This window comes from Microbacterium sp. bgisy203 (assembly GCF_057706945.1).
Genome location: NZ_JBYIPF010000001.1, coordinates 406,857 through 423,011 on the forward strand (window position 1 = coordinate 406,857; position 16,155 = coordinate 423,011).

The 16,155-nt window shown below is 71.8% G+C and carries 16 protein-coding genes; 7 read left to right on the forward strand and 9 right to left on the reverse strand.

All coding sequences use genetic code 11. The features are described from left to right. Window positions 1-27: 27 nt before the first annotated feature. Complete coding sequence (locus AC3ENQ_RS02030; RefSeq protein WP_431801191.1) at window positions 28-2,520, forward strand: ATP-dependent DNA ligase; 2,493 nt, start codon at window positions 28-30, stop codon at window positions 2,518-2,520. Here AC3ENQ_RS02030 and AC3ENQ_RS02035 read toward each other — a convergent pair. From AC3ENQ_RS02035 to murI, 5 genes are all read right to left on the reverse strand, one after another. Further along, window positions 2,483-3,316, reverse strand: a complete 834-nt coding sequence (locus tag AC3ENQ_RS02035) for a spermidine/putrescine ABC transporter permease (RefSeq protein ID WP_431801193.1) — start codon at window positions 3,314-3,316, stop codon at window positions 2,483-2,485. The two genes, AC3ENQ_RS02030 and AC3ENQ_RS02035, sit on opposite strands and share 38 nt — an antisense overlap. Before the next feature lie 36 nt (window positions 3,317-3,352). Further along, the gene (locus AC3ENQ_RS02040; protein WP_431801195.1) at window positions 3,353-4,276 is read right to left on the reverse strand and encodes a cation diffusion facilitator family transporter; all 924 of its coding nucleotides are present in this window, start codon (window positions 4,274-4,276) and stop codon (window positions 3,353-3,355) included. Window positions 4,277-4,392: 116 nt separating this feature from the next. Beyond that, window positions 4,393-5,007, reverse strand: coding sequence for an RdgB/HAM1 family non-canonical purine NTP pyrophosphatase (gene rdgB, locus AC3ENQ_RS02045; protein ID WP_431801197.1), 615 nt, complete (start codon window positions 5,005-5,007; stop codon window positions 4,393-4,395). Window positions 5,008-5,031: 24 nt separating this feature from the next. Then, window positions 5,032-5,814, reverse strand: a complete 783-nt coding sequence (gene rph / locus AC3ENQ_RS02050) for a ribonuclease PH (protein ID WP_431801199.1) — start codon at window positions 5,812-5,814, stop codon at window positions 5,032-5,034. Beyond that, entirely contained in the window at window positions 5,811-6,638 is an 828-nt protein-coding gene (gene murI / locus AC3ENQ_RS02055; RefSeq protein WP_431801201.1) for a glutamate racemase, read from the reverse strand. Before murI ends, rph begins: the two co-directional genes overlap by 4 nt. Window positions 6,639-6,676: 38 nt before the next feature. Here murI and AC3ENQ_RS02060 point away from each other — a divergent pair, with 38 nt between their 5' ends. Then, the gene (locus AC3ENQ_RS02060; RefSeq protein ID WP_431801202.1) at window positions 6,677-7,999 is read left to right on the forward strand and encodes a nicotinate phosphoribosyltransferase; all 1,323 of its coding nucleotides are present in this window, start codon (window positions 6,677-6,679) and stop codon (window positions 7,997-7,999) included. Window positions 8,000-8,006: 7 nt separating this feature from the next. Here AC3ENQ_RS02060 and AC3ENQ_RS02065 read toward each other — a convergent pair whose 3' ends face one another. The 3 genes from AC3ENQ_RS02065 to AC3ENQ_RS02075 are packed head-to-tail and all read right to left on the reverse strand — an operon-like array spanning window position 8,007 to window position 11,042. Further along, window positions 8,007-8,273, reverse strand: a complete 267-nt coding sequence (locus tag AC3ENQ_RS02065) for a DUF3039 domain-containing protein (RefSeq protein ID WP_431801204.1) — start codon at window positions 8,271-8,273, stop codon at window positions 8,007-8,009. A gap of 40 nt (window positions 8,274-8,313) precedes the next feature. Further along, entirely contained in the window at window positions 8,314-9,837 is a 1,524-nt protein-coding gene (locus AC3ENQ_RS02070) for a hypothetical protein (protein WP_431801206.1), read from the reverse strand. An 11-nt stretch (window positions 9,838-9,848) separates the two neighbouring features. Beyond that, the gene (locus AC3ENQ_RS02075; RefSeq protein ID WP_431801208.1) at window positions 9,849-11,042 is read right to left on the reverse strand and encodes an ABC transporter ATP-binding protein; all 1,194 of its coding nucleotides are present in this window, start codon (window positions 11,040-11,042) and stop codon (window positions 9,849-9,851) included. 197 nt (window positions 11,043-11,239) lie between these two features. Between AC3ENQ_RS02075 and AC3ENQ_RS02080 the strand changes: the two genes are divergently transcribed. The 5 genes from AC3ENQ_RS02080 (at window position 11,240) to AC3ENQ_RS02100 (ending at window position 14,836) form a co-directional block, all read left to right on the forward strand. Continuing rightward, on the forward strand, window positions 11,240-11,947 hold the full coding sequence (locus AC3ENQ_RS02080; RefSeq protein WP_431801209.1) for a phosphocholine cytidylyltransferase family protein: 708 nt from the start codon (window positions 11,240-11,242) through the stop codon (window positions 11,945-11,947). A gap of 68 nt (window positions 11,948-12,015) precedes the next feature. After that, window positions 12,016-12,999, forward strand: coding sequence for a hypothetical protein (locus AC3ENQ_RS02085; protein WP_431801211.1), 984 nt, complete (start codon window positions 12,016-12,018; stop codon window positions 12,997-12,999). Between the two features lie 4 nt (window positions 13,000-13,003). After that, a complete protein-coding gene (locus AC3ENQ_RS02090; protein WP_431801213.1) occupies window positions 13,004-13,249 on the forward strand; it encodes a hypothetical protein in 246 nt (81 codons plus the stop codon). A gap of 25 nt (window positions 13,250-13,274) precedes the next feature. Next, window positions 13,275-13,496, forward strand: a complete 222-nt coding sequence (locus tag AC3ENQ_RS02095; protein ID WP_431801215.1) for an SCO4848 family membrane protein — start codon at window positions 13,275-13,277, stop codon at window positions 13,494-13,496. Window positions 13,497-13,546: 50 nt separating this feature from the next. Beyond that, a complete protein-coding gene (locus AC3ENQ_RS02100; RefSeq protein WP_431801217.1) occupies window positions 13,547-14,836 on the forward strand; it encodes a maltokinase N-terminal cap-like domain-containing protein in 1,290 nt (429 codons plus the stop codon). 37 nt (window positions 14,837-14,873) lie between these two features. On the opposite strand, the gene AC3ENQ_RS02105 is transcribed toward AC3ENQ_RS02100, so the two are convergent. Next, window positions 14,874-16,151, reverse strand: a complete 1,278-nt coding sequence (locus AC3ENQ_RS02105) for a CDP-glycerol glycerophosphotransferase family protein (RefSeq protein WP_431801219.1) — start codon at window positions 16,149-16,151, stop codon at window positions 14,874-14,876. Window positions 16,152-16,155 lie beyond the last annotated feature (4 nt).

Here is a 16,155-nt window from a genome sequence, read left to right on the forward strand (position 1 = left end):
GCCAGGGGTTGCGGCTAGCCTGGCCGCATGCCAGACCGCGGACAGCTCGTCGAGATCGACGGGCGACGGCTGCGCCTGACGAACCTCGACAAGGTGCTCTACCCCACCTCGGGCACCACGAAGGGCGAGGTGATCGACTACTACGCCCGGGTCGCGCACGTCATGCTGCCGCACCTGCGCGGGCGGCCGGTGACCCGCATCCGCTGGCCGGACGGCACCGGTGGCGACCGGTTCTTCGCGAAGGACCTCGAGGCGGGCGCCCCCGACTGGCTGCGCCGCGCGCCGATCGATCACTCCGGCGGCGCGAAGGATTACCCGCTCGTCGACGACACCGCCGGGCTCGTCTACCTCGCGCAGGTCGCGAGCCTCGAGCTCCATACGCCGCAGTGGCGCTTCGACGGCGCGGGCGACGAGACCGGAGGGCGCGGGATGCCCGATCGCCTCGTCCTCGACCTCGACCCGGGCGACGGCGTCGGGCTCGCCGAGTGCGCCGCGGTCGCCCGGTGGGCGCGGGAGATCCTGGACGGCGTCGGAATGGTGCCGCGGCCGGTGACGAGCGGGTCGAAAGGCATCCACCTGTACGCGCCCCTCGACGGCACCCGCTCGAGCGAGGACATCTCCGCGTTCGCTCGCGAACTCGCCCGCGCGCTCGAAGCCGATCACCCCGACCTCGTCGTCAGCGCCATGGCGAAGGCGATCCGCCCGGGGCGGGTCTTCGTCGACTGGAGCCAGAACAATGCGGCGAAGACGACGATCGCCCCGTACTCGCTGCGAGGACGCGATCGGCCCTGGGTCGCGGCACCGCGCACGTGGGAAGAGCTCGACGATCCCGCCCTCCGCCACCTCCTGGCGGACGAGGTGCTCGCGCGCGTCGAGCAGGACGGCGACCTCCTCGCCCCGCTGGCGAGCGACGCCGCGCTCGCGCTCCGCGCCTACGTCGACAAGCGCACCGAGGGGAAGACGCCCGAGCCCTTCCCGTCCGGGACGACGGAAAGCGCGCCCGGTCGCGGGGCGCCGCCCGGCGCCCCGCGGTTCGTCGTCCAGGAGCACCATGCCCGCCGGCTCCACTACGACCTCCGACTCGAAAGAGACGGCGTGCTCGTGAGCTGGGCGGTGCCCCGCGGCATCCCCGCCGACGGCGAACGGAACCACCTCGCCGTCATGACCGAGCCCCATCCGCTCGCCTACCTCGACTTCGCCGGCACCATCCCCGCGGGCCAGTACGGCGCCGGCACGATGACCGTCTGGGACACAGGCACCTACACGGCGGAGAAGTGGCGCGACGACGAGGTGATCTTCACCGCGCACGGGCGCGCGGGCGGCCCGCTCGGGACGGGGCGCTTCGCCCTCATCCGCACCTCCCGCGCCGGCGAGGACCCGGCGGGAGAGAAGTCGCAGTGGCTTCTGCACCGGATGGCGCTCGCCGACGACCCGCGGTCAGGAGCGGCGTCCGCTCCGCCCGCTCTTCGCCCTCGCCCGGCGCAGGACCGATCGCGCGGCGACGCGCCGATGCTCGCGGTGCCCGCCACGCCCGGTGTCGCGGCCGCTGCCGCGGCGCGCTGGGGCGACGCGGGCGACCACGGTGTCTCGGTCAACCCCTGCGCCCCATGGGTGGAGTTCAAATGGGACGGCATCCGCGCGATCGCGACGTGGGACGGTCGTCGCCTCAGCCTGCGCGCACGCAGCGGCACCGACATCACGGCGCGCTACCCCGAACTCACCTCCGTCGATGCCGGACTCGGCGAGGAACCCGCCGTCGTCGACGGCGAGATCGTGGCGATGGATGCCGCGGGACGCCCGAGCTTCTCGCGCCTTCAGGCGCGCATGCACCTGACGAAGCCCCGTGAGATCGAGCGGGAGAGCGCGCGCACCCCCGTCTCCCTGCTGCTGTTCGACGCGCTGCGCATCGGCCGCGACGACATCGCCGCACTGTCGCTCCGAGATCGTCGCGCGCGCCTGGAGACTCTCGCCGCGGGAGCGATCCCCGCGATCGTGGTCCCCCCGGTCGCCGACGACGTCGACGCCGCCCTCGCCGCGGCGCGGGAGCTCCACCTCGAGGGTGTCGTCGTGAAGGACCCGCGATCGCCGTACCGGCGCGGAACGCGGTCGGAGGAGTGGCTCAAGGTCAAACTCACCGACACACAGGATGTCGTCATCGGCGGCATCCGCCCGGGCAAGGGTGGGCGCGCGGGGTCGATCGGGTCGCTTCTCGTCGGCATCCCCTCACCGGAGGGGATCCGGTACGTCGGACGCGTCGGCTCGGGGTTCACCGAACGCGAGCTCGCGCGTCTCGACGCGCTGCTCACGCCGCTTCGGAGCGACGAGAATCCGTTCGTCGGGGTTCCCGCGGCCGATGCTTCGGACGCGCTGTGGCTGCGGCCCGAGGTCGTCGGCGAGGTCGAGTTCGCGGAGTTCACGCCCGGTGGGACGCTCCGTCACGCACGGTGGCGCGGAGTGCGGGGTGACATGTCCCCGCACGAGGTCACGGCGCCAGGGGACGGATCGTCGGCGTCGGCGTGACCGCGGGCCGGTCGTCGTGGAAGACGCCCACCGCGTCGCCACGGAGCACGAAGCTCAGCGCCGTGCCCTCCCCGAACCGTTCGCGCAGCTCCTCGGGCATCTCCCGATCGATCACGAACTCGACCGTCGCGGGAAATGAGCCGGCCGAGCAGCCTGAGTAGATCGGCCCCGAGATGGACTGGTCGGCGGAGCTGTAGGCATCCACCGGGACGACGGTGAGGCAGTCCGAGCCCGTCCCGAACATGCCGATCGGCGTCCGCACGACCGCGAGGCCGTCGTAGATCCACCCGCGGACGCTGTCATCGGTGCCGTACCACCGCTTGATCCACTCCATCCCGTCGAGAGTCGCCTCGTTCGGCGTGAGGGTGTCGACCTGCGCGGCGCCGCTCGATGGATCCACGGGGCGGATCGACGCGAGACCGAACACGACGGCCCCGACGGTGACGGCGACGACGAGGATCGAGGCCGCCCAGGCGATCATCCAGCCGCGCGCGATCGGGCGCGGAGGCGGTGGCGCGTCCGAGGCGAAACCATCGGACCCGGCATCGCGATCGGTGGCGTCCTCCCGCTCCGCGTCGGACGCGTCGGCGCCCGCGTCCGGGGCGGGTGCGGCCGAACCGACGGCAGCGGGCGCCGGCACCGTCTGCGGGGCGTCGTCGGTCACGGTGCGTCCGCGCCTCTGCATCGCCTCCAGCTCGCGCAGCCGCGCCAGCGCCGCCGGATCGTCGTCGATGTCGGCGCGCGGCCCGTAGGCGCGCGAACGGAGCGCCGCGAGCTCGTCTGCCGGGGTACTCATCCCCTGCATCGTGCCACAGGAGGCAGCATGACGCAGTCAGTGGGCGTCGTGCTCGCGATGCCCGACAGGCTCGAGCTGGAACGTCGAGTGCTCGACGTCGAAGTGCTCGGCGAGGCAGGTCTGCAGCCGCGAGAGGAGCGCGGGGGCGCGCCCCTCGGCGAGCACCTGCGGTTCCACCACGACGTGCGCGGTGAACACCGGCGCGCCGCGCGTGAGCTGCCAGACGTGGATGTCGTGCACGTCCGCGACGCCCTCGGTGCCCAGGATGTGCTCGCGGATCGTGCCGACATCGGTTCCCTCTGGTGCCCGCTCGGCGAGCACCGCGAACACCTCGCGCAGGAGCGACACGGCGCGCGGCACGATCATGACGGAGATGAGGAGGGATGCCAGGGCATCCGCCGGCATCCAGCCGGTGAGCGTGATGACGATCGCCGCGATGATCACGACGGCCGAGCCGATGAGGTCGCCGAGGACCTCGAGGTACGCGCCGCGCACGTTGATCGACGTGCGCTGCGCGGCGGAGAGGAGCCACATCGAGATCGCGTTCGCAACGAGACCCACGACCGCCACCGCGATCATGAGGGGGCCGGCGATCTCGATGCCGCTCGGGTTCAGGAGCCGCTCGATCGCCTCGACGGCGATCCAGACGCACAGGACGATGAGGATGACCGCGTTGATGAGCGCCCCGAACACCTCGGCACGCTGATAGCCGTAGGTGTTCCTCTCGTCGGCGGGCCGCCGCGCGACGAGGCTCGCAACCAGGGCGATGACGAGCGCCGAGGCATCCGCGAACATGTGCGCCGCGTCGGCGAGCAGCGCGAGCGATCCGGTCAGGACGGCGCCGACGACCTGGACGATCATGACGGTCGCGGTCAGGGACAGCGAGATCGCGAGGAGGCGGTGGTTCGCCTGCCCGCGCACCCCCGAGACCGCCGCAGCGCCGTGCGCGTGATCGTGCATACCTCGAGGCTAGAGCGGATGAACGTCCGCGCGCCGCGTTCGTGCCGTGTTCGCCGCCAGTCGGGAATGAGTCCGATTCTCAGTCGCGCCGCGTGCGGTCGCGGGAGCGTGCCGCCTCACAGCTCGGACAGGAGAGGCGCGAGCGCGCCGAACGCGCGAGCGCGGTGCGACGCCGCGTTCTTCTCCTCCGCAGTGAACTCGCCCGCAGTCCGCGCGGCACCGTCCGGCTGATCATCGGGGATGAAGATCGGGTCGTAGCCGAACCCGCCCGCGCCCGCGCGCACGGTCGCGACCCTCCCCGGCCACACGCCCTCGACGACGTGCTCACGCGGCTCCGCCGCCTCGCCGCTCGGCACGACGAGCGCGATGCTCGACACGAACTGCGCCGCGCGGCGCGGGTCGGCGATGTCCCAGAGCTGGTCGAGGAGGAGGTCGACGTTCGCGGCGGCATCCTTCCGGTGGCCCGCCCAGTACGCCGAGAACACGCCCGGCGAGCCGCCGAGCACGTCGACGCAGATGCCGGAGTCGTCCGCGAGCGCGGGGAGCCCGGTGTGCGCCGCGGCGGCGCGCGCCTTGATCAGCGCGTTCTCGGCGAAGGTCACCCCGTCTTCGACGGGTTCAGGGCCGTCATAGCCGACGACCTCGATGTCGGGGCGGGTCGCCGCGACGATCGCCGCGAACTCCTCGACCTTGTGCGGGTTGTGCGTCGCGAGGACGATCTGCCGTGCCATCAGTACCTCCGGTCGCCGACGAGCCTACCCGTTCGGTACTCCCTCACCGACAGGTGCCTTCTCGCCGAGCGCGCCCGCCTGGATGTCGCGGAGCTCCGCGCACCCGGCGAGGCCGAGCTCGAGCAGCGCGTCGAGCTCGCGCTTGTCGAACGGCGCCCCCTCGGCCGTCCCCTGGACCTCGACGAACAGGCCTCGGCCGGTGACGACGACGTTCATGTCGGACTCGGCGCGGACGTCTTCGACGTAGGCGAGGTCGAGCATCGGCTCGCCGTCGATGATCCCGACCGAGACGGCGGCGACGGAGTCGAGGAGCGGCTTCGCGTTCTTGCCGACGAGCCCCTTCGCCCGGCCCCACTCGATCGCGTCGGCGAGGGCGATGTAGGCCCCCGTGATCGCGGCGGTGCGGGTGCCTCCGTCGGCCTGTAGCACGTCGCAGTCGATGACGATGGTGTTCTCGCCGAGCGCCTTCGTGTCGACGACGGCGCGGAGGGCGCGGCCGATCAGGCGCGAGATCTCGTGCGTGCGGCCGCCGACCTTGCCCTTGATCGACTCGCGGTCGTTGCGGCTGTTCGTGGCGCGCGGGAGCATGGCGTACTCGGCGGTGACCCAGCCCTTGCCCTTGCCGGTGAGCCAGCGCGGGACGCCGCCGGTGAAGGATGCCGTGCAGAGCACCTTCGTGCCGCCGAAGGAGATCAGCGCCGACCCTTCGGCGTGCGCGCTCCACCCGCGCTCGACGGTGACGGGGCGCAGCTCGTCGACGGCGCGACCGTCGGCGCGGACGGTGACTGCGGAGGTGGAATCGGTCATGGGGTTCCCTTCGGAAGGTCGATCGCGCCGGTCTGGACGAGGCGGACGGCGGAGACACCGCGCCCCATCAGCCGGTCGGCGAGGCGGAGGAAGTCGTCGGCGGAGTCGCCGGTGGCTTCGTAGTCGTGCGTGACCACCGCATCCGGCCCGGCGAGAAGATCACGCGACACCAACTGGCGGTACACGTCCTTGGCGGTCTCGGTATCGCTCGAGACGAGCGAGACACCCTCGCCCATGACGTAGCTGATCGCCCCCTCGAGGAACGGGTAGTGCGTGCAGCCGAGGACGAGTGTGTCGACGCCGGCGTGGCGGAGCGGCGCGAGGTACTCCTCCGCGACGGCGAGGACCTCGGGCGAGTCGGTGACGCCCGCCTCGACGAACTCCACGAAGCGCGGGCACGCCTGGGCGAAGACGGAGAGGTTCGCGTTGACGCCGAGCATGTCCTGGTAGACACCCGACCCGATCGTGCCGGCGGTGCCGATGACGCCGATCCGGCCGTTCCGTGTTGTCGAGATCGCGGTGCGGACCGCGGGCCCGATGACCTCGACCACCGGGACGTCGTAGCGCTCACGCGCGTCGCGGAGCATGGCGGCGGATGCCGTGTTGCACGCGATCACGAGCATCTTCACGCCGTCGTCGACGAGCGTGTCGAGGACTTCCAGGCTGTAGCGGCGGACGTCGGCGATGGGCTTCGGCCCGTACGGGGAATGCGCGGTGTCGCCGATGTAGAGGGTCGACTCCCGTGGGAGAAGCTGCGAGATCGCGCGGGCGACGGTGAGCCCGCCGACCCCGGAGTCGAAGATCCCGATCGGCGCATCCGTCACGATCCCCCAGCCTACCGGGCCGTCGATAGAGTGACGTCATGACGCGATCCACGGCGCTGCTGACCGACCGCTACGAGCTCACGATGATCGACGGGGCCCTCCGCGACGGAACCGGATCGCGACGCTCGGTGTTCGAACTGTTCGGTCGGCGCCTGCCCGGTGCGCGCCGCTTCGGGGTCGTCGCGGGCACCGGACGGCTTCTCGCGGCCCTGCGCGACTTCCGGTTCGATGACGACGAGCTGCGCTACCTCCGCGACGAGAAGGTCGTGAGCCCCGAGACCGTCGCGTTCCTCGAGGGCTACCGGTTCACCGGGACGATCCGCGGCTATCGCGAGGGCGAGCTCTACTTCCCGGGCTCGCCCATCCTCACGGTCGAGGGGACCTTCGCCGAGGCCGTCGTCCTCGAGACGCTCGCCCTGTCGATCCTCAACCACGACTCCGCCGTCGCGAACGCCGCCGCGCGCATGAGCATCGCCGCCGGCGACCGGCCGCTCTCCGAAATGGGATCGCGCCGCGCTGCGGAGTACTCGGCGGTCGCCGCCGCGCGGGCCGCCTACATCACCGGGTTCGGCGCGACGAGCAACCTCGAAGCGGGGCGCACCTGGGGCATCCCGACGATGGGCACCGCCGCCCACGCCTGGACACTCCTGCACGACACCGAGGAAGAGGCGTTCCGAAGCCAGATCGAGGCGCTCGGGGTGAAGACCACGCTCCTCATCGACACGTACGACATCCGCGAGGGCGTCGCGACCGCCGTCCGTGTGGCGGGGACCGAGCTCGGCGGGGTGCGCATCGACTCGGGCGACCTCCCGACGGTCGCCGCCGAGGTGCGCGCACAGCTCGACGCGCTCGGCGCGACCGGCACGAAGATCACCGTCACGAGCGATCTCGACGAGTTCGCGATCGCGGCCCTCGCCGCCTCCCCCGTCGACGCGTACGGCGTGGGCACGTCCGTCGTCACGGGGTCGGGAGCTCCCACCGCGGGGATGGTCTACAAGCTCGTCGCGCGGCAGGATGCCGCAGGAGGTTGGGTCGCGGTGGCGAAGGCATCCACCGACAAAGCGTCGAAGGGCGGGCGCAAGGCCGCCTTCCGCACTCTCGATGAGGGCACGGCGACGAGCGAGCTGATCGCCGTCTCCGACGGGTTCGAGGCCGTCCAGACCGCCTCCGACCACCCCGACGCCCGCGCGCTGCAGGTGACCCTCGTCGAGAACGGTGAGATCGACACCGCATACGAAGGGCCCGACGGAGTGCAGGCGGCACGCGCGCACCACGCCCGCGTGCGGGAGGAGCTGCCCGTGAAGGCGCTCGCCCTCAGCCGCTCCGACCCGGCGCTGCCGACGGTCTACATCGACGCCTGAAGCGCCCTCAGCCCATCAGGGATTCGTAGATCTCCTTGCACGTGGGGCAGACGGGGAACTTCTCCGGGTCGCGGCCCGGGGTCCACTTCTTGCCGCACAGCGCGCGCACCGGCTTTCCGGTGATCGCCGACTCGAGGATCTTGTCCTTCTTGACATAGTGCGAGAACCGCTCGTGATCGCCCGGCTCGATGTTCTCTTCGCGCAGGAGCTCTTCGAGCTCGCGGTCGAGGGTCAGCGTGCCGCCCTCGTCAGGGCGATCGAGGGGTGTGCTCATGGCACTCGAGTCTACCGGCGGGCACCGACGCGCGGGCCGGTCACGTCGACTCGGCGAACTCCATCAGCCGCCCGCCGCTGCGGTCGAAGACGGCACCGCCGGCGAGGATGCCGATGAGCAGCACGACGAGGCCGACCCCGAGTCCCATCCAAAGGGTTGTGAGGGCGGCATCCGTATCGCCCGCGAGCGCCCGCCAGCCGTACCAGAGCGCGGGGAGGCTGAGGCCGAGCGCGCCGACGAGCACGACGCCCTGGGCGAGGCCCCCGCCGGTGCGCTGGGGCTGCTCGAACGGGCTGTCGCCCGGACGCGAGACGGGGTACGGCGCGATGACCGACGACAGCGATGACAGGCCGAGCGCGCACAGGAACAGGCTCGCGCACACACCCGCGAGCGCGGGCAGCATCGCGACGTCGCCGTGGAGAGATCCCGTCACCGGCACGGCGACGGCGAGGGCAGCGGCACCGACCAGGAAGACGGGCACGAGTCGGCCGAGGCGGTCGGCGGCTCCCCGGACCGCAGAGGCGACGTGCATCCACACCGCCGTCGAGTCGTAGGCGAGGTCGTTGTGCGGCAGCCAGCCGAAGAGCAACGCCATGAGCGGCGCGGGGACGAGCGCGATGTACGCGATCGGCACGCCGACGAGAAGGAGCGGCAGCACGACGACGATCGCGGCGATCGGCACGACGAGGAGGTTCACGAGGTGGCGCGGGTCGCGGAACCAGTACAGGAGGCTGCGCGCGGCCACGCCCCCGACGGGGGTGCCCGGGGTGAGGGCGAACCATCCGAGCCCGGCGCGCTCGCGTCCGGCGTCGGGGCGGGTCGTGGTCGTCAGGATCCTCCGCACGAGAAGTGCCCACACTCCGGCGAGCACGACGACGGTGCCCGCCGCGACGACGAGCGAACCGGTCGCCGATCCGAGGACCGACGCTCCCGGCACCGCCCACGCCGCGCCGAGAGGCGAGACGGCCAGGACGCGGACGGCCTCGGCGAGTTCGGCCGGGACCTCGCCGCGGCGCCAGTTGAGCGAGACGAGGAAGACCGCGAGCGGGACGGCGATCACGATCACGCCGACGAGCAGCAGCCCGGTCAGTTCTCGCGTGCGTCGCGCGGGGAGGATCAGGCCGGCCAGTGCGTGCCCGGTCTTCGCGGCGAGGATGACGGTGACGATGCCCAGTATCACCGCGACGGCGGTGAGCGGCGCCGCGGCGCCCTGCGCGGTCCAGAGGAGGAAGACCGCCACGCCGATGGCGATGAGCGCGAGGACGGGGACGCTGAGGAGACTCGCGAGGAGGATCACCGCCGCCGTGCGCCCGGGGCTCACCCCGAAGACGGCGAAACGCCGCGGGTCGAGCTGGTCGTCGGTGCTGCCGATGAGCGCCGCGACGAAAGCGCCGAGGACGAGCGCCGAGCCCGCGATGACCGTGACCGCCTGCGCCGCCTCGGCATCCACCGCACTCAGCCTCCGGGCGGCGACGAAGACCGCGACGACGGCGGCGATCACCGCGAGCGCACCGATCAGACGGCGGACGACGGCACGGCGATCCCCGCGGAGCGCGCCGATCAAGAGGTCGAGTCTCAGTCGGAGAACGTGTGCAACCACTCCAGGCCCTCCGCGTCGTTCGGACCGCCGGAGAGCTCGATGAATCGCTCGGTCAAGGTCCGGCCCGACCGGACCTCGTCGACCGTGCCCGCGGCGAGCACGCGCCCCGCCACGATGACGGCGACGCCGCTGCAGACGCGCTCGACGAGCTCCATGCCGTGACTGGAGAGGATGACCGTGCCGCCGTGCGCGACGTAGGCGGAGAGGATGTCGAGGATCACCGCGGACGAGACCGGGTCGACCGACTCGAAGGGCTCGTCCAGCACGAGGACGCGCGGCGAGTGGATCATGGCGCCCGCGAGCATGATCTTCTTCGTCATACCCGTGGAGAAGTCGGAGACCTGACGCCCGAGCGCGTCGGTGAGATCGAACGCGCGCGCGAGGTCGGCGGTCCGCGACTCCACGACGGCGGAGCGGAGGCCCCGGAGGACGCCGTAGTAGTACAGCAGCTGCCGTCCCGTGAGCCGGTCGAACGTGCGGAGCCGGTCGGGCAGGATGCCCATCTGGCGCTTCGCGCGCGCCGTGTCCGCGCCGAGGTCGACACCCGCGACCTCGATCGAGCCCGCGTCGGGCCGGAGGAGGCCCGCGATCATCGACAGGGCGGTCGTCTTGCCGGCGCCGTTGGGGCCGACGATCCCGTAGAACGTGCCGGCGGGGATCGTGAGGTCGAGACCGTCGACGGCGCGATTCTGACCGAAGGATTTCGTGACGCCCCGCACACGCAGCGCGGGGACCGCCTCATCGACGTCGATCTCAAGTGACGCGAGGTCATCGACGGCCGGCGCGGGATCGTCGAGGGCCGGGGCGGGGTCGTCGAGGGGCGGGACGGAGTCTTCGGCGGCCGGGGTCTCGGAATCGACCTCGGTCTCTGCCTCGGGCTCCGGCAGGGGCGGGCGCGGGGGCACGACGAGGTCGGGCGCGACGACGATGTCGTCGAGGGACGCCTGGGAGGCGCGCGCCTCGCGTTCGGCGGCCGCTTCTGCAGCCGAGAGCGCCGGGGGCGGGGGGACGACCTGGGCGACGGGAGGCGTCGCTCCCCGCGGCGCGCGGATCGCACGGGGGCGGGACGCCTGCCGGGATGCCTTCTTCGCCGGCGCCGAGGAATCCGGACGGACGTCGCCCCCGGCATCGTTCCCGAGGTCCTCGGGCAGCGGCAGTGAGGCGGTCACCCGTCCAACCTAGCAAGGGCTTCCCATCCTCGCCCGGGTGGTTCCGGCGCGTGACGATCCTTACCGCGAATGTCACGAAAAGGCAACGGACCGGGCACTTCCTGCGCCCTCCCAGGCGCCTTCGCTACCATTGCGGATGGCACGAAGGAGTGTCCGACTGTCGAACGGACAGTGAACAGAACCTCCAGGAGTACCCCGTGACGCACAAAAGCGCGACCCTTCAGACCGTGATCCTCGCCGCCGGCATGGGCTCACGCCTTGGCCGCAGCCTGCCCAAGCCGCTCACCGAGCTGAGCGACGGCCGCACGATCATGCGTCAGCAGCACGACAACATCGCTGCAGCGTTCGGGTCGAGCGCGCGGATCACCACCGTCGTCGGCTACCGCGCCGAGACGATCATCGACGCCTTCCCCCACGTCGACTACGTGCACAACGAGCGCTACGACCAGACCAACACCTCGAAGAGCCTGCTGCGCGCACTGAAGGCCACCGGTAAGGGCGGCGTGCTCTGGATGAACGGCGACGTCGTGTTCGACCCGCGGGTCCTCGGCCGCGCGATCGCCCTCATCGAGCGCGACCAGTCGTTCGTGACGGTCAACACCGCCAAGGTGAGCGACGAAGAGGTCAAGTACACGGTCGACGCCGAGGGCTTCATCAAGGAGCTGTCGAAGACCGTCAAGGGCGGCATCGGCGAGGCCGTGGGCATCAACTACATCTCGAGCACCGACAAGCGCGCGCTCATCGCGCAGCTGGGCCGGGTCGACGACCAGGACTACTTCGAGCGCGGACTGGAGCTCGCGATCGTCGAGAACGGTCTGCTGCTCGCGCCGCTCGACATCTCCGACCTCTACGCCGTCGAGGTCGACTTCGCGGAAGACCTCGAGCGCGCCAACCAGTTCGTCTGATCCGCTCTCGGCAGCGCTCGTGAACGTCCAGCGCGCGCTCAGGGGTCATCCATAGGATCGAGCGCGACATGGCAAAGGTCCCCCGCATCCACTCGATGTCCGACGATTCTTCGTGGGACGGGGGCCTTCCGCCGCCCGGATCGTCCGAACACCCACGCACGATCCGAGCGCTCGACGGCGTGCTGCGTGTGCAGCGCCCCGCGGTCGTCGCGCATCTGCGGAGCATCCGTCTGCGCCACCCTCACGCGACGAACGCGGAGATCGTCCGCATGCTGGAGCGCCGCTACCTCGCCGCGGTGACGACGACGGGTGCGACGGTCGGCGCCACTGCCGTCATCCCGGGCATCGGCACCGGCATGACCCTCGCACTGTCGGGCGTCGAGACGCTCGGATTCCTCGACGCGACGGCCCTGTTCGCGCAGTCGCTGGCGGAGTTGCACGGCATCCCCGTGGAGAACCCCGACCGTGCACGGGCGCTCGTGCTCACCCTCATGCTCGGCAAGGAGGGGGTGGACCTCGTCGCGCAGTTCGGCAAGCAGATGTCCGGGAAGGGCGCCCCCCGATCGGCGTACTGGGGCGAGATGATCACGAAATCGCTGCCCCGTGCCGCGATGGGTCCGCTCGTCGACCGGTTGAAGTCGGCGTTCATCCATCAGTTCGCCGCGAAGGGCGGCGCCTCCGTCGTCGGTAAGGCCCTGCCGTTCGGCATCGGCGCTGCGATCGGCGGTGCGGGCAACCACCTCCTCGGCCGTCGCGTGCTGGCCGGCTCCCGTCGCGCGTTCGGCCCCGCCCCGCTCGCCTACCCGGCCGAACTCGAACCCCGCCCGGGGGCGAGCCGCCTCGAGGCGACGGCGTTCGGCACCGTGCGCCGCGCGGGCTCCGCGATCGGTGCCGGAACGCGGCGCGCGGCCGGCGCCGTCGGTTCGGCGGTGGGCACGGCGGTGCAGACGGCGAAGCCGTCCCGGCGCAAGAAGTCGGCGTCCGCCGCCGAAGACCCGGACGCCGAGGCGCCCGACGACGACACCGCCGACGACGCCGCCGGAGCACAATAGGCGTATGGGTATCTTCCAGAGTCGCCCCGAGGAACCGAGCGAATGGGCGGGCCTGCCGGCCGAGCCGTGGGAGCCGCGTGTGCCCGGCGAAGTCCTGCCGCCGGATGCCGGTGACCTCGGCATCCTCTCTCCGGCGGGCATCTCGCTGAGCGTGCCGACGGAGTACACCACCATCGAGATCGACGTCGAGGCCCCGATCCCCGACGACCTGACCGAGCCCGACGACCAGGCCGAGCCCGACAGGGATTGACGCTCGCGCCACGTAGGCTCGAGACGTGACCGCGCTCCTCATCACCCTCCTCCTCGTCAACGCGGCGTTCAACGCGCTCGTCTGGCCGCGCTTCTACGGACGTGTGGCGAAGGACCCGCGGGCACGGGATGCCGAGGGCAAGCCGACGCGCTTCCTGATCGTGCACGCCGTGCTCATCGGTGTGGCGCTGCTTCTCGCCGCCGTCTCGGCGATCACCGCGATCGTCGCGCTGGCCACGGGCGCCTGAGCCCCCGCACCGACACGGCACGCGGACCGGGACCGGGCTAGCCTCGACGTATGGACACCGCACTGACGCTCCTGGCCGAGTGGCTGCCGCGTCAGCGCTGGTACACGCGATCGGCGCGTCCGCCTCGCCTGCGTCTCCTCGCCGACGACGCGCGCCCCGCCCTCGACCCGACCGCGCGCATCCGGGTCCTCGTTGTCTCGGACGACGCCGCACCGTCCCCCGTCGTGCTGCAGATTCCGATCGTCGTCCGCCGCGAGCAGGAGGCCGACGCCTCCCCCGGCGCGATCGGGACGACGGCAGACGGCGAGGTCCTCCTCGACGGGCCGCACGACCCGGCCTTCCAGGCCGCGCTCCTCGCCCGGATCGCCCCCGCGTCCGCACCGGCCGACGCCCAGGTCCTCGCCGGCGAGCAGTCGAACACGTCTATCGTGTATCGACCGGCCGCCGGTCACCCGATCATCGCGAAGGTGTACCGGCAGCTGAGTGCCGGCCTCAACCCCGACATCGAGCTGCTGACGCGGCTCTCCGCCGTCGGCTCGCAGCGCGTGCCCTCCGTCGTCGGCGTCATCGAGGGCGCGTGGGCGGACCCCCGCGATCAGGGCACGACCGCGACGGGCTCGCTCGTGTTCGCACAGGAGTTCTTCCCCGACGCTCCGGATGCCTGGCCGGTCGCGCTCTCTGCGGCCGCCGCGGGCGAGGACTTCGCCGGCCCGGCCGCCGACCTCGGAGTCACCACCGCGCACGTGCACCTCGACCTCGCACGGCTCTTCCCGACGCCCGACGCCGACGCGGCCGCGCGCCGCGCAATCACCGAGGCGTGGGAGCGGCGGCTGTCGATCGCGCTGACCGAGGTGCCGCAGCTCGCGACGCACCAGGACGCCATCCGCGCCGTGTACCGGGCGGCCGCCGCCGAGCCGTGGCCCGCACTGCAGCGCATCCACGGCGATTACCACCTCGGTCAGGTGCTGCGCGTGCCCGAACGCGGTTGGGTGATCATCGACTTCGAGGGCGAGCCGATGCGCCCCATGCACGAGCGCCGCGAACCCGACCTCGCCCTCCGCGACATCGCGGGAATGCTCCGCTCCTTCGATTACGTCGCCGGCTCGCTCGCGCAGGACGGCGACGTCGACCGGGCGCGTCGCGCGGGCGCGTGGGCGGCGGAGGCACGCGCCGCGTTCCTCGCGGGCTACGCGGGCGCCTCGGGCACCGAGCCGGCAGGGCCGGTCCTCGACGCGCTCGAGCTCGACAAGGCCGTTTACGAGGCCATCTACGAAGCCCGACACCGCCCGGGGTGGCTCACGATCCCCCTCGCCGCTATCGAACGGCTCGTCACTGCCTGAGACGCCGTCGGCGCGCACGGCGGTGCGGGCGCGGGTCTCACTCGTCGTCGAGCTCGGCCTCGTCGTCGAGAGCCTCGTCGCCGTCCACCGTCGCGGAGCGGGCATGCCAGGCATCCCACCGTTCCATGAGCGTCTCCACCGCGGCCTCGAAGCGCGCGGTCGCCGCTCCCGGCGCCGTGTCTCCGAAGTAGTGGCGCACCCAGCCGTCGAGTTTGCCGACCGCGCCGGGGTCGGAGAGGACCCGCGTGGCCTCGTCGAGGAAGGTGACGGATGCCTCGGCGCTCAGCCACTCGGCATCCGACAGGTAACCGTGCGTGTCGACGATCGCCTCGGGGTCGACGGGGCGCGTCACCATGAGGGGTTTGTCGGCCGCGAGTCGGTCGTAGACCATCGCGGAGATGTCGACGACCGCGACGTCGGCCGCCGCGAGTTGCCATCCGAGCTCCGCGCCCGTGTCGTGGACGTGCTGCGCGGTGGGATCGGCCGCGTTGGCCGCGGCGATCGCGGCGACGATCCGGTCGTTGGCGGCGCCGTACTCCTCGTCGACGACGCCCGACCGCGGGTGCGGACGGTAGATCAGGCGGTGGGAAGGCGATGCGAGCACCGCCGCGGTCAGCGCCTCGCCGTGGGTTCGGATCGACCCGTAGTGCGCCGACGGCCGGTCGCCCTCCCACGTCGGGGCGTAGAGCACGACGGTGCGCTCGTCGGGCGTGTACGGCAGTGTGCCCGAGTAGTAGTCGGCCTGCGGACGGCCGATCTCGATCGTTCGGGCGTCGAGGTCGTAATCCCACAGCACCCGCGAGAGCCGATCGCGCGCCGCGTCGCCCGCGATCAAGGCGTAGTCGTACGCCTTGAACTGGTTCGTCGTCATGTACATCTTGTCGGACTCGCCGTGGTTGATGAACACGTGCCAGCGGCGCCCGTAGCGGAACATCTGGAAGTTCCGGGTGTTCTGGTTGACGTACAGCACAACGCGGATGTCCTGCTCGGCGATCGCGTCCTCGAGGTCGCGGATGGTCGGGACGAACGCGATCGGCAGCTCGCCGTCGGCCAGAAGCGCCCGAGCACCGGTCGCCGCGCGCGCAAGCACGAGAACCGGCCACCGGGCGGCGAGATGGGCGAGCGGCTTGTACCACTGGCGGATCTGGTACATGTTGACGTCGCCGTCGGCGAAGTACACCGCCACGCGGAACCGCCCGGCGGGAAGAGCTCCCTGCTCCGCGACGCCGCGGCGCACCTCGCGGACCGCCGTGCGCGTGCGCAGCGCCTTCCGCAGGAGCGCGACCGCTTTGCGTGCGTCAGAGATCACCGGCATCCCT